Source organism: Aquitalea denitrificans (genome assembly GCF_009856625.1).
In the GTDB taxonomy this organism is placed as follows: domain Bacteria; phylum Pseudomonadota; class Gammaproteobacteria; order Burkholderiales; family Chromobacteriaceae; genus Aquitalea; species Aquitalea denitrificans.
This window is the reverse complement of the sequence record NZ_CP047241.1, coordinates 3,617,650-3,638,218: the sequence shown is the minus strand read 5'-3', so window position 1 is coordinate 3,638,218 and position 20,569 is coordinate 3,617,650. Positions and strand designations below refer to the sequence as shown.

Annotated in this window: 24 protein-coding genes; 16 read left to right on the top strand and 8 right to left on the bottom strand. The window is 60.3% G+C overall.

All coding sequences use genetic code 11. The annotated features are described in order from the left end of the window. Nucleotides 1-37: 37 nt before the first annotated feature. Together accB and aroQ are read right to left on the bottom strand one after the other, a co-directional pair. On the bottom strand, nucleotides 38-499 hold the full coding sequence (gene accB / locus GSR16_RS16720) for an acetyl-CoA carboxylase biotin carboxyl carrier protein (protein ID WP_159879364.1): 462 nt from the start codon (nucleotides 497-499) through the stop codon (nucleotides 38-40). A 34-nt stretch (nucleotides 500-533) separates the two neighbouring features. Then, on the bottom strand, nucleotides 534-983 hold the full coding sequence (aroQ, locus tag GSR16_RS16715; RefSeq protein WP_159879362.1) for a type II 3-dehydroquinate dehydratase: 450 nt from the start codon (nucleotides 981-983) through the stop codon (nucleotides 534-536). A gap of 300 nt (nucleotides 984-1,283) precedes the next feature. On the opposite strand from aroQ, the gene queA reads away from it, so the two are divergent. From queA to ubiB, 6 genes are read left to right on the top strand one after another with little or no spacing between them, the layout of a single operon-like run. Continuing rightward, a complete protein-coding gene (gene queA / locus GSR16_RS16710) occupies nucleotides 1,284-2,315 on the top strand; it encodes a tRNA preQ1(34) S-adenosylmethionine ribosyltransferase-isomerase QueA (protein WP_159879360.1) in 1,032 nt (343 codons plus the stop codon). Nucleotides 2,316-2,343: 28 nt separating this feature from the next. Beyond that, complete coding sequence (locus GSR16_RS16705) at nucleotides 2,344-2,715, top strand: gamma-butyrobetaine hydroxylase family protein (RefSeq protein ID WP_159879358.1); 372 nt, start codon at nucleotides 2,344-2,346, stop codon at nucleotides 2,713-2,715. Between the two features lie 2 nt (nucleotides 2,716-2,717). Further along, on the top strand, nucleotides 2,718-3,452 hold the full coding sequence (gene ubiE / locus GSR16_RS16700; protein WP_159879356.1) for a bifunctional demethylmenaquinone methyltransferase/2-methoxy-6-polyprenyl-1,4-benzoquinol methylase UbiE: 735 nt from the start codon (nucleotides 2,718-2,720) through the stop codon (nucleotides 3,450-3,452). An 11-nt stretch (nucleotides 3,453-3,463) separates the two neighbouring features. After that, the gene (locus tag GSR16_RS16695; RefSeq protein ID WP_159879354.1) at nucleotides 3,464-4,093 is read left to right on the top strand and encodes a LysE family translocator; all 630 of its coding nucleotides are present in this window, start codon (nucleotides 3,464-3,466) and stop codon (nucleotides 4,091-4,093) included. 31 nt (nucleotides 4,094-4,124) lie between these two features. Continuing rightward, nucleotides 4,125-4,703, top strand: coding sequence for a ubiquinone biosynthesis accessory factor UbiJ (locus GSR16_RS16690; protein WP_159879352.1), 579 nt, complete (start codon nucleotides 4,125-4,127; stop codon nucleotides 4,701-4,703). Between the two features lie 17 nt (nucleotides 4,704-4,720). Next, nucleotides 4,721-6,247: a ubiquinone biosynthesis regulatory protein kinase UbiB gene (ubiB, locus tag GSR16_RS16685; RefSeq protein WP_159879350.1), complete on the top strand. Its 1,527-nt coding sequence runs from the start codon at nucleotides 4,721-4,723 to the stop codon at nucleotides 6,245-6,247. Between the two features lie 73 nt (nucleotides 6,248-6,320). Here ubiB and GSR16_RS16680 read toward each other — a convergent pair whose 3' ends face one another. The 5 genes from GSR16_RS16680 to GSR16_RS16660 all read right to left on the bottom strand — a co-directional run bounded on the left by GSR16_RS16680 (nucleotide 6,321) and on the right by GSR16_RS16660 (nucleotide 11,676). Beyond that, on the bottom strand, nucleotides 6,321-7,001 hold the full coding sequence (locus tag GSR16_RS16680) for a CoA transferase subunit B (RefSeq protein WP_159879348.1): 681 nt from the start codon (nucleotides 6,999-7,001) through the stop codon (nucleotides 6,321-6,323). 2 nt (nucleotides 7,002-7,003) lie between these two features. Further along, a complete protein-coding gene (locus GSR16_RS16675) occupies nucleotides 7,004-7,717 on the bottom strand; it encodes a CoA transferase subunit A (protein WP_159879346.1) in 714 nt (237 codons plus the stop codon). Between the two features lie 23 nt (nucleotides 7,718-7,740). Beyond that, nucleotides 7,741-8,517, bottom strand: a complete 777-nt coding sequence (locus tag GSR16_RS16670; protein WP_159879344.1) for a 3-hydroxybutyrate dehydrogenase — start codon at nucleotides 8,515-8,517, stop codon at nucleotides 7,741-7,743. A 61-nt stretch (nucleotides 8,518-8,578) separates the two neighbouring features. Next, on the bottom strand, nucleotides 8,579-9,970 hold the full coding sequence (locus GSR16_RS16665) for a GntP family permease (RefSeq protein WP_159879342.1): 1,392 nt from the start codon (nucleotides 9,968-9,970) through the stop codon (nucleotides 8,579-8,581). Between the two features lie 290 nt (nucleotides 9,971-10,260). Then, a complete protein-coding gene (locus tag GSR16_RS16660; RefSeq protein WP_240902523.1) occupies nucleotides 10,261-11,676 on the bottom strand; it encodes a sigma-54 interaction domain-containing protein in 1,416 nt (471 codons plus the stop codon). A gap of 135 nt (nucleotides 11,677-11,811) precedes the next feature. Here GSR16_RS16660 and GSR16_RS16655 point away from each other — a divergent pair, with 135 nt between their 5' ends. Beyond that, nucleotides 11,812-12,171, top strand: a complete 360-nt coding sequence (locus tag GSR16_RS16655) for a carboxymuconolactone decarboxylase family protein (RefSeq protein ID WP_159879340.1) — start codon at nucleotides 11,812-11,814, stop codon at nucleotides 12,169-12,171. A 92-nt stretch (nucleotides 12,172-12,263) separates the two neighbouring features. Here GSR16_RS16655 and GSR16_RS16650 read toward each other — a convergent pair whose 3' ends face one another. Further along, entirely contained in the window at nucleotides 12,264-12,632 is a 369-nt protein-coding gene (locus tag GSR16_RS16650) for an Mth938-like domain-containing protein (protein WP_159879338.1), read from the bottom strand. 245 nt (nucleotides 12,633-12,877) lie between these two features. Between GSR16_RS16650 and GSR16_RS16645 the strand changes: the two genes are divergently transcribed. From GSR16_RS16645 to GSR16_RS16605, 9 genes are all read left to right on the top strand, one after another. Continuing rightward, nucleotides 12,878-14,107, top strand: coding sequence for a pyridoxal phosphate-dependent aminotransferase (locus tag GSR16_RS16645; RefSeq protein ID WP_159880882.1), 1,230 nt, complete (start codon nucleotides 12,878-12,880; stop codon nucleotides 14,105-14,107). Between the two features lie 137 nt (nucleotides 14,108-14,244). Next, the gene (locus tag GSR16_RS16640; protein ID WP_159879336.1) at nucleotides 14,245-15,555 is read left to right on the top strand and encodes a homoserine dehydrogenase; all 1,311 of its coding nucleotides are present in this window, start codon (nucleotides 14,245-14,247) and stop codon (nucleotides 15,553-15,555) included. A 35-nt stretch (nucleotides 15,556-15,590) separates the two neighbouring features. Further along, nucleotides 15,591-15,953, top strand: a complete 363-nt coding sequence (locus GSR16_RS16635) for a hypothetical protein (RefSeq protein WP_159879334.1) — start codon at nucleotides 15,591-15,593, stop codon at nucleotides 15,951-15,953. 26 nt (nucleotides 15,954-15,979) lie between these two features. Next, on the top strand, nucleotides 15,980-16,402 hold the full coding sequence (locus tag GSR16_RS16630) for a hypothetical protein (RefSeq protein ID WP_159879332.1): 423 nt from the start codon (nucleotides 15,980-15,982) through the stop codon (nucleotides 16,400-16,402). Nucleotides 16,403-16,404: 2 nt separating this feature from the next. Beyond that, complete coding sequence (thrC, locus tag GSR16_RS16625) at nucleotides 16,405-17,814, top strand: threonine synthase (protein ID WP_159880881.1); 1,410 nt, start codon at nucleotides 16,405-16,407, stop codon at nucleotides 17,812-17,814. A gap of 185 nt (nucleotides 17,815-17,999) precedes the next feature. Beyond that, the gene (flgA, locus tag GSR16_RS16620; protein ID WP_159879330.1) at nucleotides 18,000-18,674 is read left to right on the top strand and encodes a flagellar basal body P-ring formation chaperone FlgA; all 675 of its coding nucleotides are present in this window, start codon (nucleotides 18,000-18,002) and stop codon (nucleotides 18,672-18,674) included. A gap of 70 nt (nucleotides 18,675-18,744) precedes the next feature. Beyond that, nucleotides 18,745-19,044, top strand: a complete 300-nt coding sequence (flgM, locus tag GSR16_RS16615) for a flagellar biosynthesis anti-sigma factor FlgM (protein ID WP_159879328.1) — start codon at nucleotides 18,745-18,747, stop codon at nucleotides 19,042-19,044. A gap of 25 nt (nucleotides 19,045-19,069) precedes the next feature. Further along, nucleotides 19,070-19,534, top strand: coding sequence for a flagella synthesis protein FlgN (locus GSR16_RS16610; RefSeq protein ID WP_159879326.1), 465 nt, complete (start codon nucleotides 19,070-19,072; stop codon nucleotides 19,532-19,534). A gap of 108 nt (nucleotides 19,535-19,642) precedes the next feature. Then, nucleotides 19,643-20,563 carry a CobD/CbiB family protein gene (locus GSR16_RS16605; protein ID WP_159879324.1) on the top strand — a complete coding sequence of 307 codons (921 nt, stop codon included), beginning with the start codon at nucleotides 19,643-19,645 and terminating at the stop codon, nucleotides 20,561-20,563. The last annotated feature ends 6 nt before the right edge of the window (nucleotides 20,564-20,569 follow it).

Below are 20,569 nucleotides of genomic sequence, written 5' to 3'. Positions count from 1 at the left end.
CTGTCATCTCTGGCGTCTATTAACGTGGCAGAGAGAATTACTCGATGATGAACAGCGGCTCGCCGTATTCAACCGGCTGGCCGTCTTCGGCCAGTACGGCCTTCACCACGCCGGAACGGTCGGCTTCGATCTCGTTCATCAGCTTCATGGCTTCGATGATGCACAGGGTGTCACCGGCATTCACGCTCTGGCCCACTTCCACAAAGGCCTTGGAGCCCGGGCTGGCGGAGCGGTAGAAGGTACCTACCATCGGCGATTTCAGGGCATTGGCGTTGTTGGCGGCTGCCGGGGCAGCTTCGGCTACCGGTGCGGCGGCTGCCGGTGCGGCCATTGGCGCTTGCATCGGCATCTGCATCATCGGCTGGGCGTAGGCAATCTGCTGGGTATTGGCCGATACGCGGGTGATGCGGACTTTTTCTTCCCCTTCGGTCACTTCGAGTTCGGCAATGCCGGATTCTTCGACGAGATCGATCAGTTTCTTCAGTTTACGCAGATCCATGGTAATCCTTCGGATGGGATGTACTTTATTATGTTCAGGCTTGCGCGGACAGACGCCGGATGGCGTGCGCAAGTGCCAGTTCATAGCCCTGGGCACCCAGGCCGCAAATCACGCCGACTGCCAGATCCGAAAAATACGAATGCTGGCGGAAGGGTTCGCGGGCGTGGACGTTGGACAGGTGAACTTCTATGAATGGCACCTTCACCCCGGAAATGGCGTCGCGCAGGGCAACGCTGGTATGGGTGAAGGCCGCTGGATTGATGATGATGAACGACGTTCCGTCTGTCATGCAGGCATGAACGCGGTCAATCAAGAGGTGTTCGGCGTTGCTTTGCAGCGCCTCTAGCTCGAAACCGGCGGCATTTGCCTGCTCGGTCAGCCGCTGGTTGATGGAGGCTAGCGTATCCCGGCCATAATGCTGTGGTTCCCGTGTTCCAAGCAGATTGAGGTTGGGGCCGTGCAGCACAAGGATTTTTCCGGTCAAAGCTTTGCTCCTGAGTTCAACATGGGCGCGAGTTTGCCGCAAATGGCGACACGATGTCTAGCTTTTCCAGTATTTCAAACGAGTGTTTGATGTTTGTTCAGACTGGTTGATTTACCTGGAAAGCCCGCCGTTTCGAGCGAATGCACTACAGTGAACCGCATTTCAAACGGTGGCAAATTTTTTACAGTTTCTTGCTACTGGCCCTTGATCAAGCTCAAATTCTGCGCAATTCCGAACAAGTCCGTGCCGGTGCCAGCGGTCGCAGGTATAATTTGCCGGTTTTGATTCGAGCTTCACACCATGCTGCTGTCTGATTTTGATTACCACCTGCCCGATCATCTGATTGCCCAGCACCCGCCTGCGGTGCGCGGTGCCAGCCGTTTGCTGCATGTTGCCGGCACCAGCCTCACCGATGGCCAGTTTGCCGATTTTGCCAGCCTGCTGGCTCCCGGCGACGTGATGGTGTTCAACGATACCCGCGTAATCAAGGCCAGACTGTTTGGCGAAAAAGCCAGCGGCGGCAAGATTGAAGCCCTGATCGAGCGGGTGCTGGACGAGCACACTGCTCTGGCCCATGTCCGTTCTTCCAAATCGCCCAAGCCCGGCACCCGGCTGATTTTTGCCGAGCGCTGGGAGGCCGAGATGCTGGGCCGTGAGGGCGAGCTGTTCAAGCTGCGCTTTCTGGCCGAGGACAATCTGTTCGACATTCTGGATGCCTCCGGCAAGCTGCCGCTGCCGCCTTATATAGAGAGAAGCGCCGAGGGTGACGACGACGAGCGCTACCAGACCGTTTATGCGCGCGAAAAAGGCGCGGTAGCGGCACCCACTGCCGGCCTGCACTTTACTGAAGAAATGCTGGCTGCCCTGCAGGCCAAGGGCGTGGAACTGGCCTATGTCACCCTGCACGTGGGCGCGGGCACTTTCCAGCCGGTACGGGTGGACAATATTGCCGATCACAAGATGCACAGCGAGATCTACGATGTGCCGCAGCGTACTTATGACCTGATCCAGGCTGCGCATGCCCGCGGCAGCAAGGTACTGGCGGTAGGTACCACCAGCATGCGCGCGCTGGAGTCTGCTGCGCGCAGCGGCGAGCTGGTGGCTGGCCGTGGCGAGACGGATATCTTCATCACGCCGGGTTACCGCTTCCGCGTGGTGGACCGCCTGCTCACCAATTTCCACCTGCCAAAGTCCACCTTGCTGATGCTGGTGTCGGCTTTTGCCGGTTATGCGGAAATGCGCGCGGCCTACGCCCATGCGGTGCAGCAGGAATACCGCTTCTTCAGCTATGGCGATGCCATGCTGCTGGAGCGCAAGGATGCGCAGGACTGAGCCCCGAAAAACTACAGATGAGGCAGACATGGCAGGATTGACTCCCGATAGCCCGCAAGTGCAGGAAATCACCTTGCATGCAGTGTCCCGCACGCTGGAAATCAGTTATGAGGACGGTGCCCGTTTCCAGTTGCCGGCCGAATATTTGCGCGTGTACTCGCCCTCGGCCGAAGTGCGCGGCCACGGTGCGGGGCAGGAAGTATTGCAAACCGGCAAGCGCCATGTCGGTATCACCGCGCTGGAGCCGGTTGGTCATTACGCGCTGAAGATCACCTTTGATGACGGCCACGACAGCGGCCTCTATAGCTGGTCTTACCTTTACGAGCTGGGTGCGCAACAAGCGGCATACTGGCAGGATTATCTGAATCGCCTCGCCGCCGCTGGCGCGAGCAGGGAGTGAATATGGATCAAGATACGCATTTTGGCTTCAAGACGGTGGCCGAGAGTGAAAAGGCCGGCAAAGTAGCCGAGGTTTTCCACTCCGTCGCCAAGAAGTACGACGTGATGAACGACCTGATGTCCGGTGGCCTGCATCGCGTGTGGAAGCACTTCACCCTCACCACCTCCGGCGTCAAGCCCGGCGACAAGGTGCTGGACATTGCCGGTGGCACCGGCGACCTGGCGCGCGGCTGGAGCAAGCGCGTGGGCAAGAAGGGCGAAGTATGGCTGACCGACATCAACAGCTCCATGCTGACCGTGGGCCGTGACCGCCTGCTGGACGATGGCCTGATCCTGCCGGTATCGCTGGCCGATGCGGAAAAGCTGCCGTTCCCGGACAATTACTTTGATGCAGTGTCGGTGGCTTTTGGCCTGCGCAACATGACGCACAAGGACGCCGCGCTGAAGGAAATGTGCCGCGTGCTCAAGCCGGGTGGCAAGCTGATGGTGCTGGAGTTTTCCAAGGTATGGAAACCGCTGTCGCCCTTCTATGACTTCTATTCCTTCAAGGCGCTGCCGGTGATGGGCAAGATGGTGGCCGGCGATGCCGACAGCTACCAGTACCTGGCCGAATCCATCCGCATGCATCCGGATCAGGAAACCCTGAAGGCCATGATGCTGGAAGCCGGTTTCGGCAAGGTGGACTATCACAATATGACGGGTGGTGTGGTGGCGCTGCACAAGGGCTACAAACTGTAAGGACACGCGCCATGGACGGCATCACCAATCTGTGGGCCTTCATGGCGGCAGGCTTGTTGCTTAACCTGACGCCCGGCCCGGACACCTTCTACATTCTGGGCCGCAGCACGGCGCAGGGCAGCAAGGTTGGCCTGTTGTCGGCGCTGGGCATAGGCTTGGGCAGCCTGGGCCACACCCTGCTGGCGGCTTTTGGTCTATCGGCGCTGCTAGCTACCTCGGCCATGGCTTTTCTGGTGGTAAAGCTGCTGGGCGCAGGCTATTTGCTGTGGCTGGGCGTGAAGATGCTGCGTCGTCCTGGCAGTAGCGTGGCTGGCGATGCGGCCCGGCTGGAAGCTGCGCGGCCAAGCAAAATCCTGCGTGAAGCTTTTTTCACCAATCTGTTCAATCCCAAGGTGGCGCTGTTTTTCCTCGCCTTCCTGCCGCAGTTCGTCAAGCCGGGTGCCACCGCCCTGTCTTTTGTCATTCTGGGGCTGACCTTTGTCGCCACCGGCCTGGCCTGGTGCACGCTGCTGGCCTTGCTGTCGGCACGGCTGGGGGACTGGCTGCGTCACAAGGGTGTGGCGCAGCGGCTGGATCAACTGTGTGGCGGCCTGTTCATCCTGCTGGGTATCAATCTTTTGTTTGCCCGCTTGAAACACTGAAACCGGGCAGCTTGTTTGTGGAGCATTGCTGATGCGTATCCAGATTGCCGTATTCAATCATCTGCTCAAGCAGCAGCCGGCAGTGCGGGCCGAACTGGCCGCTCATGCCGGTCGGCGACTAGGCGTGGTGCTGGCTCCGATGACGGTGCGCGGGGTGGTGACCGAAGAAGGCTGGCTGGCTGCCTGTGAGGGCGAGCCGGAAGCCACCATCCGCCTGAGTCATGCGGCGGCGCTGGCCGCTGTCAGCGGGCGCGATCCGGCCTTGCGCGATGTCAGCCTGGAAGGCGACGCCGAACTGGGGAGCGCGGTAGGCCGCTTACTGGCGCGTATGCGCTGGGATGCTGGCGAAGACTTGTCGCGCGTGGTGGGGGATGTGGCGGCCAATCGTTTGCAGCGCATGGCCCGTGCCTCGCTGGGCTTCAAGGGTGAAATTGCCTGGCGGCTGATGGAAAACTGGATAGAGCACTTGCGGGAAGAAGCACCGCTGTTGGCCAGTCGGCAAGCCGTTGGCCGCTTTGTCGGCGCGGTAGACAGCTTGCGTGATGATGTGGCGCGCAGCGAAAAACGATTGCAGCGGCTGGAAGCCGCGTTGTCGGAACCAAAGGAATAAGGGTCAAGCCCGTCATTATGCGGATTTCGCGTTTTTTCAAGATTGTTTCCACCCTGTACCGTTATGGTCTGGACGACTTTTTCGAAGGTCATTCGCGGCTGGGTTTCGTGCATAGCCTGCTGAAGCTGTGTCCGGTACGGCGTGATGTCAGTGCACCGCTGCCGGCGCGGGTGCGGCTGGCGCTGGAAAGCCTGGGGCCTATCTTCGTCAAGTTCGGCCAGGTGCTGTCTACCCGGCGCGACCTGCTGCCACCGGATTACGCCGATGAAATGGCGCTGCTGCAAGACCGGGTGCCGCCGTTTGATGGTGCGCTGGCGCGGCAGGTGATCGAGCAGAGCTTTGGCCAGCCGGTGGAAAACCTGTATGTGGATTTTGATATCACCCCGGTGGCCAGTGCCTCGGTGGCGCAGGTGCACAAGGCCTGGCTGAAACAGCCGGATGGCAGCCGTGGCCGCGAAGTGGCGGTGAAGGTATTGCGCCCCGGCATTCAGCCGGTGATCGAACAGGATCTGGCCTTGATGTCCACGCTGGCCCGCTGGGTGGAGCGCTTCTTCATCGACGGCAAGCGCTTGAAACCGCGCGAGGTGGTGGCCGAGTTCGACAAATACCTGCACGACGAACTGGACATGATGCACGAGGCTGCCAATGCCTCGCAGCTGCGCCGCAACTTTACCGGTTCGGACATGCTGATCGTGCCAGAAGTGTTTTACGACTACACCAACCGGCAGGTACTGACGCTGGAGTGGATGCACGGTACGCCGGTGGGGCAGATTGACCGCCTGCGCGAGCAGGGCGTGGACCTGCGCAAGCTGTCGCGCTTCGGGGTGGAAATCTTCTTCACCCAGGTGTTCCGTCATGGTTTTTTCCATGCCGACATGCACCCGGGCAATATCTTCGTGGCGGAAGATGGCCGCTATATCGCGCTGGATTTCGGCATCGTCGGCAGCCTGACCGACGAGGACAAGCATTATCTGGCGGTCAACTTCCTGGCCTTCTTCAACCGCGATTACCACCGTGTGGCCACCGCGCATATCGAATCCGGCTGGGTGCCGAAAGAAACTCGGGCCGAAGAGCTGGAAGCAGCGGTGCGCACGGTGTGTGAACCCATCTTCGAAAAACCCTTGTCGGAGATTTCCTTTGGCCTGGTGCTGCTGCGCCTGTTTGAAACCAGCCGCCGCTTCAATGTGGAAATCCAGCCGCAGCTGGTGTTGCTGCAGAAAACCCTGCTCAATATCGAGGGTCTGGGCCGTCAACTGGACCCGGAGCTGGACTTGTGGGATACCGCCAAGCCCTTCCTCACCAAGTGGATGAACGAACAGATGGGTTGGCGCGGCATGTTGCGCACGCTCAAGCAGGAAGCGCCGCAATGGGCCACCACCCTGCCCACGCTGCCGCGCAAGCTCAACGAGGCGCTGTCGGCGGCCAAGAGCGATTTGCTGGTGGAAGGCTATATGCATCTGATGCGCGAGCAGAAGCGGCAGAATTTCCTGCTCAGCCTGATTGCCATCCTGCTGACTGCTTTGCTGGTCAAATCCTTGCTCTAGCCCTTGCTGGCTGACAGTAAAAAAGCACGCGACTGCTGGCAGCGCGTGCTTTTTTCATGGGACGGCGCTGGTTTTAGCCGGCGATAGCTGCTTCACCGGCCTGGCGTCGCAAGCCTGAATGCAGCGGTGCTGCGGTACGGGCGCAGATGTCCTCCACTTTCACGCCCGGTGCCAGCTCCTGCAGATGCAGGCCGTCAGACTCCACTCGTATTACGCCCAGATCGGTAATGATCAGGCTGACCACGCCCACGCCAGTCAAGGGCAGGGTGCAGCGCTCCAGCAGCTTGGCCTCTTCCGTGCCGTCCTTTTTCTTGGCAGTGTGTTCCATCAGCACCACCACCTTGCCGACACCGGCCACCAGGTCCATCGCGCCGCCCATGCCTTTTACCATCTTGCCCGGAATCATCCAGTTGGCCAGGTCGCCATGCTGACTGACCTGCATGGCGCCGAGGATGGCCAGATTGATTTTGCCGCCGCGAATCATGCCAAAGGAGTCGGCCGAGCTGAAAATGGCCGAGCCGGGCAGGGTGGTGATGGTTTGCTTGCCGGCGTTGATTAGGTCCGGGTCTACCTCGTCTTCGGTCGGAAACGGGCCGATGCCCAGCAAGCCGTTTTCCGATTGCAGCCACACTTCCATGCCGGCTGGCACATGGTTGGCCACCAGCGTGGGCAGGCCGATACCCAGATTCACATAAAAGCCATCCTGCAATTCCTGTGCTGCCCGTGCAGCCATTTGCTCGCGTGTCCAAGCCATGTTCAAGCCTCCGTCAGGGCTGGGCTGCGCACGGTGCGCTGCTCGATGCGTTTTTCGGGATGCGGGTTGAGCACCAGTCGCTGCACAAAGATGCCGGGGGTGTGGATGGCATCCGGGTCCAACACGCCGTTTTCGACAATCTCTTCCACCTCGGCCACGGTAATGCGTCCGGCCATCGCCACATTCGGGTTGAAATTGCGCGCGGTGCGGCGGTAGACCAGATTACCGGCGCGGTCGGCCTTCCAGGCCTTGACCAGGGCAATGTCGGCAAACAGCGCTTGCTCCAGAATGTGCGGGTGGCCGTTGAATTCGCGCACTTCCTTGCCTTCGGCCACCAGCGTGCCGTAGCCGGTGCGGGTGAAGAAGGCGGGGATGCCGCTGCCGCCAGCGCGCAGTTTTTCTGCCAGCGTGCCTTGCGGGGTGAATTCCAGCTCCAGCTCGCCACTCAGGTACTGGCGTTCGAATTCCTTGTTTTCGCCGACGTAGGACGACACCATTTTGCGGATCTGCCGGGTTTGCAGCAGTTGGCCCAAGCCAAAGCCATCCACCCCGGCATTATTGGAAATGGCGGTGAGATTGCGCACGCCGCTGTCACGCAGCGCGGCAATCAGTGCCTCGGGAATGCCGCACAGGCCGAAGCCGCCCACAGCAATGGTCTGGCCATCGGCCACAATGTCCGCCAGTGCGCTGGCGGCATCCGGGTAAAGCTTGTTCATTACATTGTCCTTGCTTGCTTTGCTTATTGGGCAGTCCAGCCGCCATCCATGGCCCAGGCGGCACCGCGTACTTCATCGGCAGCCGGGCTGCACAAAAACGCGGCCAGCGCACCCAGTTGCGCCGGGGTGACAAACTGGCCGGAGGGTTGTTTTTCGGCCAGCAAATCGTGCTGGGCCTGCTGCGGGTTGATGCCCTGTGCGCTGGCGCGGTCGGCAATCTGCTGTGCCACAAGCGGGGTGAGCACCCAGCCCGGACAAATGGCATTGCAGGTGATGGGGCTGTGGGCGGTTTCCAGTGCCACGGTCTTGGTGAGGCCCAGCACCCCATGCTTGGCTGCCACATAGGCAGACTTGCCGCTGGAGGCCACCAGCCCGTGGGTGGAGGCGATATTGATGATGCGGCCCCAGCCGCGCTGGCGCATCAGCGGCAACAGCAGGCGGCTGGTGTGGAAGACCGCGCTCAGGTTGATGGCCAGCACCTTGTCCCACTGTGCCGGCGGGAAAGCTTCGATGGGGGATACATGCTGGATGCCGGCGTTGTTCACCAGAATGTCCACGCCGCCGCTTTCGTGTGCGGCAAAGGCGCACAGGGTGTCTATCTGGGCCGGGTCGGACAGGTCGGCCGGGTGGTGCCAGGCCTGCACGCCATGGCTGCGGATCAGGGTCAGTGCTGCCTCAACATCGCCAAAGCCGTTGAGCACGATATCGGCCCCCGCTTCGGCCAGTGCCTGGGCAATGCCCAGACCGATGCCGCTGGTGGAGCCGGTAACCAGCGCAGTTTTGCCTGCCAGTGTTGTCATGTTGATGGTCCTGTCTGGCCCTGCGCAGCGCAGGGCCGGTGGATGGGATTGCCGGGTGGAATCAGACCAGCCCGGTGAGGTAGAAAACGGTAATCACAAAGAACACCGCCAGCGTCTTGATCAGGGTGACCGCGAAGATGTCGCGGTAAGCCTCGCGGTGGGTGAGGCCGGTGACTGCCAGCAGGGTGATCACCGCGCCGTTATGCGGCAGGGTGTCCATGCCGCCACTGGCCATGGCCACCACCCGGTGCAGTACTTCCAGCGGAATGCCTGCCGCCTGGCAGGCGCTGATGAACTGCTCGCCCATGGCAGCCAGTGCAATGCTCATGCCGCCGGATGCCGAACCGGTGACGCCGGCCAGCGTGCTGACCGTGACTGCGGCATTCACCAGCGGATTGGGAATGCTCTGCAGTGCATGGCCAATCACCATGAAGCCGGGCAGGGCGGCAATGACAGCGCCAAAGCCGTATTCCGACGCGGTGTTCATCGCGGCCAGCATGGCACCGGCAATCGCCCCCTTGCTGCCTTCGGCAAAGCGCTCCTTGATGGCGGGCCAGGCGGTCAGCGCGACAAAGGCAATGCCCAGCAGCAGGGCGGCTTCCACCGACCAGATGGCGGTGACGGTGGAGATCTGGGTGGTGACCGGCTTGGCCATGCCGGCCAGCAGCAGTTCGTGACTGCTGCCGTACCAGGCGGGAATCCAGCGGGTAAAGGCAAAGTTGCTGATGCCGATCAGCAGCAGCGGCGCGATGGCCAGCCAGGGCGAGGGCAGGCTGCTGGTGTCGACGTGTTCCGGCTCGTTGCGCAAATCGGTGCCATAGCCTTCACCGCGCGCCATCAGGCTGCGGCGCCGCCATTCCAGATAAGCCAGCCCCACCAGGGTGATGAATACCGCACCGCAAATACCCAGTGCCGGAGCAGCCCAGGCGGTGGTCTTGAAAAAGGTGGTGGGGATGATGTTCTGGATTTGCGGCGTGCCGGGCAGGGCGTCCATGGTGAAGGAAAACGCACCCAGCGCCACGGTGCCGGGAATCAGCCGTTTGGGAATATTGCTCTGGCGGAACAGTTCGGCGGCAAAGGGGTAGACGGCGAATACCACCACGAACAGTGATACCCCGCCATAGGTCAGCAGCGCACACACCGCCACGATGACGGCGATGGCACGTTTCTCGCCGATAAAGCGGATGACGGCGGCAACGATGGATTTGGAAAAGCCCGACATTTCCACCAGCTTGCCAAACACCGACCCCAGCAAGAACACCGGGAAGTACAGCTTGATGAAGCCCACCATCTTGTCCATGAACAGCCCGCTGAAGGCGGGTGCCACGGCGGAGGGGTCGGTCAGCAGCACCGCGCCCAGAGCGGCCAGTGGTGCCATCAGGATGACGCTGTAGCCGCGATAGGCGGCCAGCATCAGGAAAAACAGGGCCAGCAAAACCACGATAAAGCTCATGGTGTATCTCCTCATATTGTTGTATGGCCTGTGCTAGACCGGACGATCATGGGTATGCCCCATGTCGCTGCCTGGATATTGCAGGAAGCGTGCCAGAATTTCTATCTGTTATAAATCAATGATTTAGTGTGATTTGTCAGCGTTGGGGTCACGGATTGTCTCGATTTGGAGACGAGCAAGGCGGCATCGTCGGCTGGAAAGCCTTGTGGCAGCAGGGAAAGCGTGAAAGTCTCGCTTTGTAGACGTCGTCTCCTTGTGGAGACGACATAAAAGAATGGTCGCGCTGCGATTCAGAATTGGCTGGGGTTGATGCCCAGCGCCGCCAGTTTTTTGTACAGGGTGGCGCGGCCCATGCCCAGTTGGCGCGCCGCCGTGGGTACATGGCCATTGGCCTGTTGCAGAGCCTGGCGCAGCAATTGCGCCTCGAAGTCGGTCATTTGCTGCTGGTAGCTGGCCGCACCGGCTTGGGGGGTGTTGTGGATGGGGCCCAGCAGTGCCTGGATGTCGGCCTCGTCCAGCAAGCTGCCCTGGGCCAGCATGCTGGCGCGCTCCAGGATATTGCGCAGTTCACGTACATTCCCTGGCCAGTGATAGGCGGCCAGCCGCTGCAAGGCGGCATGGCTGATCTGGCTACGTGCCAGATGACCATGGCGCGCCAGTTGACCCAGCAGTGCTTCGGTCAACTCGGGCAGGTCTTGCAAGTGTTCGCGTAGCGCAGGCAGGTGGATGGTCAGCACATTCAGCCGGTAATACAGGTCGGCACGAAAGCTGCCGGCCGCCACTTTTTCTTCCAGCCGGGTCGAGGTGGCGGCAATGATGCGGATATCGGCGCGCAACACCCGGTTGGCACCCAGCTGTTCGAACTCCTTGTCCTGCAATACCCGCAGCAGCTTGGCTTGCAGGCTGGCCGGCATATCGCCTATTTCATCCAGAAACAGGGTGCCGCCATCGGCCAGTTGCAGCTTGCCGATACGGCCTTTCCTATCCGCTCCGGTATAGGCGTTGGGGCTGGCACCAAACAGTTCGGCTTCCAGCAGGGTGTCCGGGATGGCCGCCATGTTCAGGCTGACCAAGGGCTTGCCGGCGCGGGGTGAGGCGGCATGGATGGCATGCGCCAGCACTTCTTTGCCGGTGCCGGTTTCCCCCAGCAGCAATACCGCGCCTTCCAGCGGGGCGGCCAGCATGGCCTGGCGGCGGACTTCGCTGATCTGGCTGCTGTGGCCGACAAAGTCGTCAAAACTGTATTTGGCACGCCGCGCCTGCGCCAGCGATTCGCGCGTGGCCGCCAGCTCCTCGCCCAGCCGGGCAAACTTGGCCACCAGCGGGGCCAGTGATTGAATCTGGTCGAACAGGGCAAAACCGACCGCCCCCACAATCTTGCCGCTGGCATCCTTCAGTGGCAGCCGCGTCACCACCAGTTGGTCTTTGCCGGTGGGCATGATGTCCAGCAGCATCGGCACGCCGGTTCTCAGCACTTCGCGCATCTGGCTGTTGGGAATGACGTTTTCCACTGGCTGCCCCAGTGCGCTGGCCGGGTCGGTAAAGCCAAAGCGTTCGGCATAGCGGGCATTGATCCAGATGATGCGTGCCTGTTCATCCACAATCACCGTGCCCTGGTAGCTGTCGTCCATGTGCTGGAACAGCGACTGCATCGCCCATTGGCGCACGTGGTCGTAGTCGGCCAGTTCATTGCTGGAGTGGGACACGGCGGGTCCTTGCAGGCGATGGGATGCTGCAGATTACCACGCGGGATTTTTTCTGTGGCAGGGCGCAATTCAGTCTTGATTCAATATATAAAAATATATAATATAAAAATGAATTTAATCTGGAAGGAGAGAGTAATGAGTCACGACTACACCGGTTTGGCCCAGGAGCTGGGCAGCAAGCTGGCCGAATTCCGCCGCGAAATTCCCGATACCATGAAAGGCTTTGGCCAGATGAGCCGCGCCGCCCATGCCGATGGCGCACTATCCAATAAAACCAAGGAGCTGATTGCGCTGGCCATCGGCATCGCCAACCGCTGTCAAGGCTGTCTGGCTTTTCACAGCAAGGCCTTGGTGGAACTGGCTTGTACGCGGGCGGAGTTCATGGAAATGCTGCAGGTGGCGGTATACATGGGTGGCGGTCCGTCGCTGATGACGGCTGCCGAAGCCTTGCAGGCATTCGAGGAGTTTGGTGGCGAAAAAGCCACCACGGCCTGAGGCGGATCCGCAGCCCGGCACAAGACAAAGCCCCGCATGGCGGGGCTTTTGCTATGGCATCAGCGGATCGGATGGCAAGTGGTGTGACGGGTTCAGATGGCGAGGATGGCGGCAATCACCCGGCGGTCTTCCGCCATCAGGATATTGAAGGTGCGACAGGCGGCCTGGGTGTCCATCACGTCCACGCCGATACCGGCATTGGTCAGGGCGGCCATCAGCTTCGGGTGGAAAAAGCGCAGGCTGGCGCCAGAGCCAAACAGCACCACCTCCGGCTGCATCTCCAGCAGCATGCTGAAATGCTGTTCGGCCAGGCTGGCAAAATCGGCCACGCCCCAGGGCTGCACGCTGTCCGGGGTGACGATCAGGTTGCCATCATGGCGTTCGGCATTGATCAATACATGGCCTTCGCCATAGCCGGTAAACAGGTTTTTGCCCAGTCCCAGGGCCTGATGCATTTTCATGAAGTCGATTTCCTGCAAGGAATAAAAATCAGCACGCAGCGCTGTTGCAGCCATGCCGGTATGGCGCGCACGTCGTCATGCAGTGCAACACGGATTGGGATAGGATTATACCCTGACCCGCCGGCAAGGTACGCTTTGCCCGTGGCCGGGACAGACAAGGGACTCCAATGAAAGACAACAAGCCGCGCCGCCGCCAGCATACCGCCGTCGCCGGGGCGCGGTCCGTGACGGAAAAACAGGCCACCATGCAGCCAGTACACAAATCGCAGAAGCTCGCCAATGTCTGCTACGACATCCGTGGCCCGGTGCTTGAGCATGCCAAGAAGATGGAAGACGAAGGCCATCGCATCATCAAGCTGAATATCGGCAACCCGGCTCCGTTCGGTTTTTTTGCGCCGGATGAAATCATCGAAGACGTCATTGTCAACCTGCCGTCGGCGTCCGGCTATTCCGACTCCAAGGGGCTGTTTGCCGCGCGCAAGTCCATCATGCACTACGCGCAGGAAAAACACCTGCCCAATGTCAGCATGGACGACATCATCATCGGCAACGGCGTGTCCGAGCTGATCGTGATGGCCATGCAGGCGCTGCTGGATAATGGCGACGAAGTACTGGTGCCCGCGCCGGACTATCCGCTGTGGACAGCCGCGGTCAGCCTGGCCGGCGGCAAGGCGCTGCACTATGTCTGTGATGAAGAGCAGGGCTGGTTCCCCAGCATCGACGACATCCGCGCCAAGATCACCCCCAATACCCGCGCCATCGTGGTGATCAATCCCAACAACCCCACCGGTGCCGTGTATCCGCCGGCGCTGTTGCAGCAGATTGTCGATCTGGCGCGTCAGCACCAGCTGATCATCTACGCCGATGAAATCTACGACAAGGTGCTGTACGACGAGGTCAAGCACACCTCCATCGCCTCGCTGGCACCGGACCTGCTGGTCGTCACCTTCAACGGCTTGTCCAAGAACTATCGCGCCTGTGGCTACCGTGCCGGCTGGATGATTCTGTGCGGCGAGAAAAAACACGCGCGCGACTATATCGAAGGCCTGAACATGCTGGCCTCGATGCGTCTGTGTGCCAACGTGCCGGCGCAGTTTGCCATCCAGACAGCCTTGGGCGGCTACCAGAGCATTGATGATCTGGTGGCGCCCAGTGGCAGACTGGCACGCCAGCGCGACCTGGCGCACAAGCTGCTCACCGACATTCCGGGCGTGACTTGCGTCAAGCCGCAGGGGGCCTTGTACCTGTTCCCGCGGCTGGATCCGAAGATTTATCCCATCAGCGATGACCAGCAATTCATTCTGGAATTGCTGCAGGAAGAAAAAGTGTTGCTGGTGCAGGGCAGCGGGTTTAACTGGATTGCGCCGGATCACTTCCGCGTGGTATTCCTTCCTAACTCGGATGACCTGATCGAAGCGATAGGCCGCATCGCCCGCTTCCTTGAGCGTTACCGTCAGCGTCACGGCACGGCCTGATGCTGCATTTGGCCGACGGACACAAATCCGTCGGCTGAATCTTCAGACTGAAGACCTCCTGGCAAGCCGGCAGCAGCCGTTTTGCCAAGAGGCCGTCGGCCCGGGACAAAACACTAGAGACAGACATGGAGAATGTTATGAAGCCGATCAATATTGGCCTGATGGGAGTGGGGACAGTCGGTGGCGGTACCGCCACCGTACTCAAGCGTAACGCCGAGGAAATCAGCCGCCGCGCCGGCCGCCCCATTCGCGTATGCATGGCCGCCAACCGTGATGTAGCCCGCGCCCGCGAAGTGCTGGGCGAAGGCGTACCGGTGGTGGATGACGCCATGCTGGTGGTCAACAATCCGGAAGTCGACATCGTGGTCGAGCTGATCGGTGGTGACACCATCGCCAAGGAGCTGGTGCTCAAGGCCATCGAAAACGGCAAGCACGTGGTGACGGCCAACAAGAAGCTGCTGGCCGTGCATGGCAATGAAATCTTTGCCCGCGCCCAGGAAAAGGGCGTGATGGTGGCCTTCGAAGCTGCGGTTGCCGGTGGCATTCCCATCATCAAGGCGCTGCGTGAAGGCCTGTCGGCCAACCGCATCGAATGGATCGCCGGCATCATCAACGGCACCTCCAACTTCATCCTGACCGAAATGCGCGACAAGGGTGCCAGCTTTGCCGACGTGCTGGCCGAAGCACAGCGCCTGGGCTATGCCGAAGCCGACCCGACCTTTGACATCGAAGGCCATGACGCCGGCCACAAGCTCACCATCATGGCCGCGCTGGCCTTTGGTATCCCGATGCAGTTTGACAGCTGCTATCTGGAAGGCATCAGCAAGCTGGATGGCCGCGACATCAAGTACGCCGAAGAACTGGGCTACCGTGTCAAGCTGCTGGGCTTTACCCGCCGCACCGATGCCGGTGTCGAGTTGCGCGTACACCCGACCCTGATTCCGGAAAGCCAGCTGATCGCCAACGTCAATGGCGTGATGAATGCCGTACTGGCCAAGGGCGATGCCATCGGCCAGACCCTGCACTACGGTGCCGGTGCCGGCGCGCTGCCGACCGCCTCTGCCGTGGTGGCCGACATTGTCGACGTGACCCGCCTGCTGACCGCAGACCCGGAACATCGCGTGCCGCATCTGGCCTTCCAGCCGGACCAGCTGAAAAACCTGCCCATCCTGCCGATTGATGAGGTTTACAGCTCCTACTACCTGCGCATCGGTGCTGCCGATCGCGCCGGCGTGCTGGCCAATATCACCGGCCTGCTGGCAGAAAACGGCATTTCCATCGAGGCGCTGATCCAGAAGGGCTCCGCCAGCGAAGGTAATGCCGAAGTAGTGATCCTCACCCATCGTGTGCAGGAACGTGCCATCAAGGCAGCCATTGCCGCCATCGAAGCGCTGGAAAGCGTATCGGGCAAGGTGGTGCGCCTGCGCATGGAAGAACTCAACGACTAAGCAAGTAGTCGCCCGCTGCAGGCCAGGGGGCGGCAATGGAATGGTTGCGAATGGCAAGGTACTGGATGAATGGCGTGGGCATGGCCTGCGCTCTCACGGCATCGACTTTGTATGCCACGCCACTGACACCCGGTCAGCATAATCTGCTGCAGGGTTTTCTGATGCGCGGCTGTATCAAGCGCACGCCGGCCTCGGATGGGGCCAGCGAGCGCTCTGATGCCCAGGTTCAGAAATACTGTCAGTGTGCCAGTGAACATCTGGCCAATACCTTTACTTCGGAAGAGGTGATGGGCGTGCTGACAGGGCAGATCCGCAAGGATGACCCGCGCGGCAAGAAGCGGTTGGCGGAAGCCTCTGCTGCCTGCAGCCGCCATCTGGATGCCAGTGCCGCCGACTGAGACTCAGCTACCCAATGGAACACATCATGGCTACCCTCCCCAAACGCTTGCTGCTGTCGTTGCTGTTGTTGCCACTGTCTGCCTGGGCTGATACCACCAGCGGCAGTCTGGCGGACGATCCCAGCATGGCACCCTATGTCCAGAATTTCAGCCAGCTGATCAGCAAGGGCTGCATGACCAGCTTTGCCAATGACAGTGCCAAGCTCAAGCAGCTGGAACAGCAGCTTGGTCATGCCATTACCCAGCAAAACCGCAGCAGCTACTGTAGCTGTGCCGCCGACAAGGCCATGCAGGCACTGACCATGGATGACCTGAGCGAAGCCGTGGCCAACAGCATGTCCGGCAGCAAGACCGAGAGCGGCAGCAATACCTTCAAGGCCTTTTCACCCGAGATCAAGAAAAAGATCGTCAAGGCCAGTTTTCAATGTCTGGACAGGTTGACCAACTGATCATGAAGTACATCAGCACACGTGGCGGCATGCAGCCGCAAAGTTTCAGCGACATCCTGCTCATGGGCCTGGCTCCCGATGGTGGCCTGGCGCTGCCGGAAAGCTACCCGCAGATCAGCCGCAGCCAGCTGGATGCCTGGCGCGGTCTTTCGTATGCGGAACTGGCGTTTGAAATCATCCGTCTGTTTGCCACCGATATTCCGGAGGCCGACCTCAAGGACATCGTCACCCGCACCTACACCGCAGCCGTGTTTGGCAGCGAAGCCATCACCCCGGTCAAGCGCCTGTCCGATGGCCTGGTGATTCTGGAACTGTCCAATGGCCCGACGCTGGCCTTCAAGGACATGGCCATGCAGTTGCTGGGCAATCTGTTCGAATACGTGCTGGGCAAAAAAGGCCAGTCGCTAAACATCCTTGGTGCCACTTCCGGGGACACCGGCAGTGCTGCCGAATATGCGATGCGTGGCAAGCAGGGCATCAGCGTGTTCATGCTCAGCCCGGACGGCCTGATGAGCCCCTTCCAGCGTGCGCAGATGTTCAGCCTGCAAGATGCCAACATTCACAACATCGCCATCAAGGGCATGTTTGATGACTGTCAGGACATCGTGAAAGCAGTGCAGAACGACCACACCTTCAAGGCCAAGTACCAGATCGGCACCGTCAACTCCATCAACTGGGCCCGCGTGGTGGCGCAGGTGGTGTACTACTTCAAGGGCTACTTCAACGCCACCAGCAGCAATGACGAACAAGTCAGCTTCTGCGTGCCGTCAGGTAACTTCGGCAATGTCTGCGCCGGTCATATCGCGCGCCAGATGGGCCTGCCGGTGCAACGCCTGATCGTGGCCACCAATGAAAACGACGTGCTGGACGAGTTCTTCCACACCGGTGCTTACCGTCCGCGTGGCACGGCCAACACCTATGTCACCTCCAGCCCGTCCATGGACATCTCCAAGGCCTCCAATTTCGAGCGCTTCGTGTTCGATCTGGTGGGCCGTGACGGCGCTGCCGTCAAGGCATTGTGGACAGATGTGGATGCCGGCAAGGGCTTTGATCTGTCGGCCAAGCTGGCCGAGGCGGCGGACAAGTTCGGTTTTGTTTCTGGCAAAAGCAGCCATGCCGACCGTCTGGCCACCATCCGTGCGGTGGACGCAACCGATGGCGTGGTGGTGGATACGCACACCGCCGATGGCATCAAGGTGGCGCGCGAGCTGCGCCTGCCGGGTGAAACCGTGGTGTGTCTGGAAACTGCATTGCCGGCCAAGTTTGCCGATACCATCCGCGAGGCGCTGGACCGTGATCCGCCGCGTCCGGCCGGTTTCGACGGCCTGGAAGACCTGCCGCAAAAAGTGGTGGTGTTTGAGGCTGATGCCGGCAAGGTAAAAGCATTTGTGGAAGCCACACTGGCCGGTTGATACCCCCGGTCATCGTATATTCAGGACAAAACAGGCTCGACAGGGCCTGTTTTTTTTATGGATGCTGGCAACTGTTGGGCGATATTCAGCTCTGAATGCTGTGCTCGCCAGCAGGCCGGTGTTGCATCCGATCGGATGACTGCATTCCGGTACGCATGAGTAAACCTAGCGGATACAATGACAGGATGAAATTCCCTTATCTGATTCTGGCCTGGCTGCTGCCCGGTCTGGTACTGGCGGCGGGCAACCAGGACATGAGCGTGCTGGAAAAACTGGCCGACCGGTTCATGCAGCAGGAAGTCAGCCATCGCCAGGCCAGCTACAAACTGGGCAAGCTGGATCGCCGGCTGGTACTGCCCGCCTGCCAGAACCCCAGGGTAGATTGGTCCAATGCGGCGCAGACCAGCGGCAATACCGCCTTGGTGCTGGCCTGCCCGGATAGCGGCTGGAGCATACGCCTGCCAGTCAGTATCAATGAAAAGCAACTGGGCGTGGTGCTGACCCGTTCGGTCAGTGCCGGCGAAGTGTTGCAAGCGGGGGACGTCAAGTTGGTGGATGTGGCCAACCCGGCCATGGCGCGCAATGTGATTACCAGTCTTGATCTGGCGATTGGACAGAGCATGCGCAGCGGGGCACCGGCTGGCAGCTGGCTACGTACCTTCATGGTGCATGCGCCATACCTGGTAAGGGCTGGCCAGCCGGTCAAGGTTGAGGCGGGTGGTGATGGTTTCAGCGTGCTGTCCGAAGGCGTGGCTAATGGCAATGCTGCGGTGGGGGATGCCGTATCGGTGCGTCTGAGCGGCGGACGGGTGATTCGTGGCGTGGTGCAGCCGGATGGTACGGTCAGTCTGAGTTATTGATAAATATTTCAAGAGTTTGCTTTTTCAGCCGATAATAGAGAAACCCCTAGCTAGTTTGGAAGGTTCCGCCATGAAAATCGACAACTCGGGTAGTGCCGTTGCTGCCTATAGCGGCCAGAGCAAGCTGGCCCGGCGCGATGCCGGCACGCAGGCCGCTGGTGTCGGATCAACCCCGACCGATAGCGTGAAAATCAATCCGCTGGCCAGCAGCATCAGTGCGCTGGAAGCACAGGCTGACACGGCCCCGGCCTTTGATGCCGCCAAAGTAGATGCCATCAAGAATGCCATTGCATCCGGAACCTTCTCGGTTAACCCGGAAAAGATTGCCGATAGCCTGATTGCGTCCACGCAAGAGCTGCTGAACCAGTAATCACCGGCACGATGGTCACGCTGCGATGACGCAAGAACAAGGTTTTGCCGAACTGTGCCGTGCCGAGGCCACACAAGTGGCCCGGCTGGTGGAACTGCTGCAGCAGGAGCAGCAGGTGATGATTGCCGGTCAGGTGCATCTGCTGGAAGATCTGGCTGACAGCAAAAGCAAGGTGCTGGACGAGCTGGCCGTGCACTCCCAGAGTCGTGCCCGGCTGATGAAGTCGCTTGGTCTTTCCGACAGCGATACCGTCTATATCTGGCTGGCGGACAAGCCTGAAGAACGTCAGGCTTGGCTGGCGCTGGAAGACCTGATCCACCGCGCACAGGGCATCAATCAGCTCAATGGCAGCTTCATTGAACAGCAACTGGGGCAGGTCGAGGAGTCACTGGCCGTGCTGCGCCAGGCCGCAGCCGCGACCCTAAGTTACGATCGCGGCGGCCAGCAGCCACAGCCGGTTGGCGGACGCCGTTTTCTCGGCTCTGCCTGATTCGCATTTCCCCTGACATGTCGCGCAGTACATGCGATGTGGTGGGCGTACCTGTCCCTTTGTGGTATCTTCGCGACTGGGCCTGAGCAAACCACCATCCATAATCTGATGACCCTGATTTCCCTGATATTTGCGCTGGCACTTGAACAGCTGCGCCCCCTGGGCAACCGTAACCGCGTATGGCATGTGTTTACCCGCTACGCCAACCACCTGGAACGCAACCTGAATGCCGGTGCCAACCGGCACGGCGTGTTTGCGTGGATGCTGGCCATCCTGCCACCGGTGCTGCTAAGCCTGGGGGTGTACTACGCGCTTTATGCAGCCAACCCGCTGCTGGCCATCCTGTGGAATGTGCTGGTGCTTTACCTCACCATGGGCTTTCGCCATTTCTCCAGCGCTTTTTCCGAGATTTCGCTGGCTCTGGCGGAAGGACGTGATCTGGACGCACGTATCGCGCTGTCCCGCTGGACTGGTCAGCCTGCAGCCGAGCTGTCGGTGGGCGAGATTTCCCGGCTGGCAATTGAGCAAGGTGTGGTAGACAGCTACCGCCATGTTTTTGGCACCATGTTCTGGTTTGTATTGTTGCCGGGTCCATCTGGTGCCTTGTTGTATCGCCTGTGCAGCATGCTGGGACAGAAGTGGGGCAGCCGTCAGGCAGAGGAGGACCGTTTTGGTCGTTTTGCCGGTAGTGCCGCAGCCTGGCTGGACTGGCTGCCGGTACGCCTTACTGCCGCCAGTTTCGCGGTAATGGGCGATTTTGAAGATGCTGTTTACTGTTGGCGCTCGCAGGCAAGAACCTGGGGCAACTACGCCAACGGCATTCTTCTGGCCTCGGCGGCCGGTGCGCTGGGGGTCAAGCTGGGCGATCCGCTCAGACAGGATTACACCATCAAGTTCCGGCCCGAACTGGGCTTGGGTGACGAGGCAGATCCGGCCTTTCTGAAAAGTGCCGTCGGACTGGTCTGGCGTTCAGCCTTGCTATGGCTGTTTGTCGTCCTGTTGCTCAGTGTCGCCAACCACATGGCCTGATGCCTG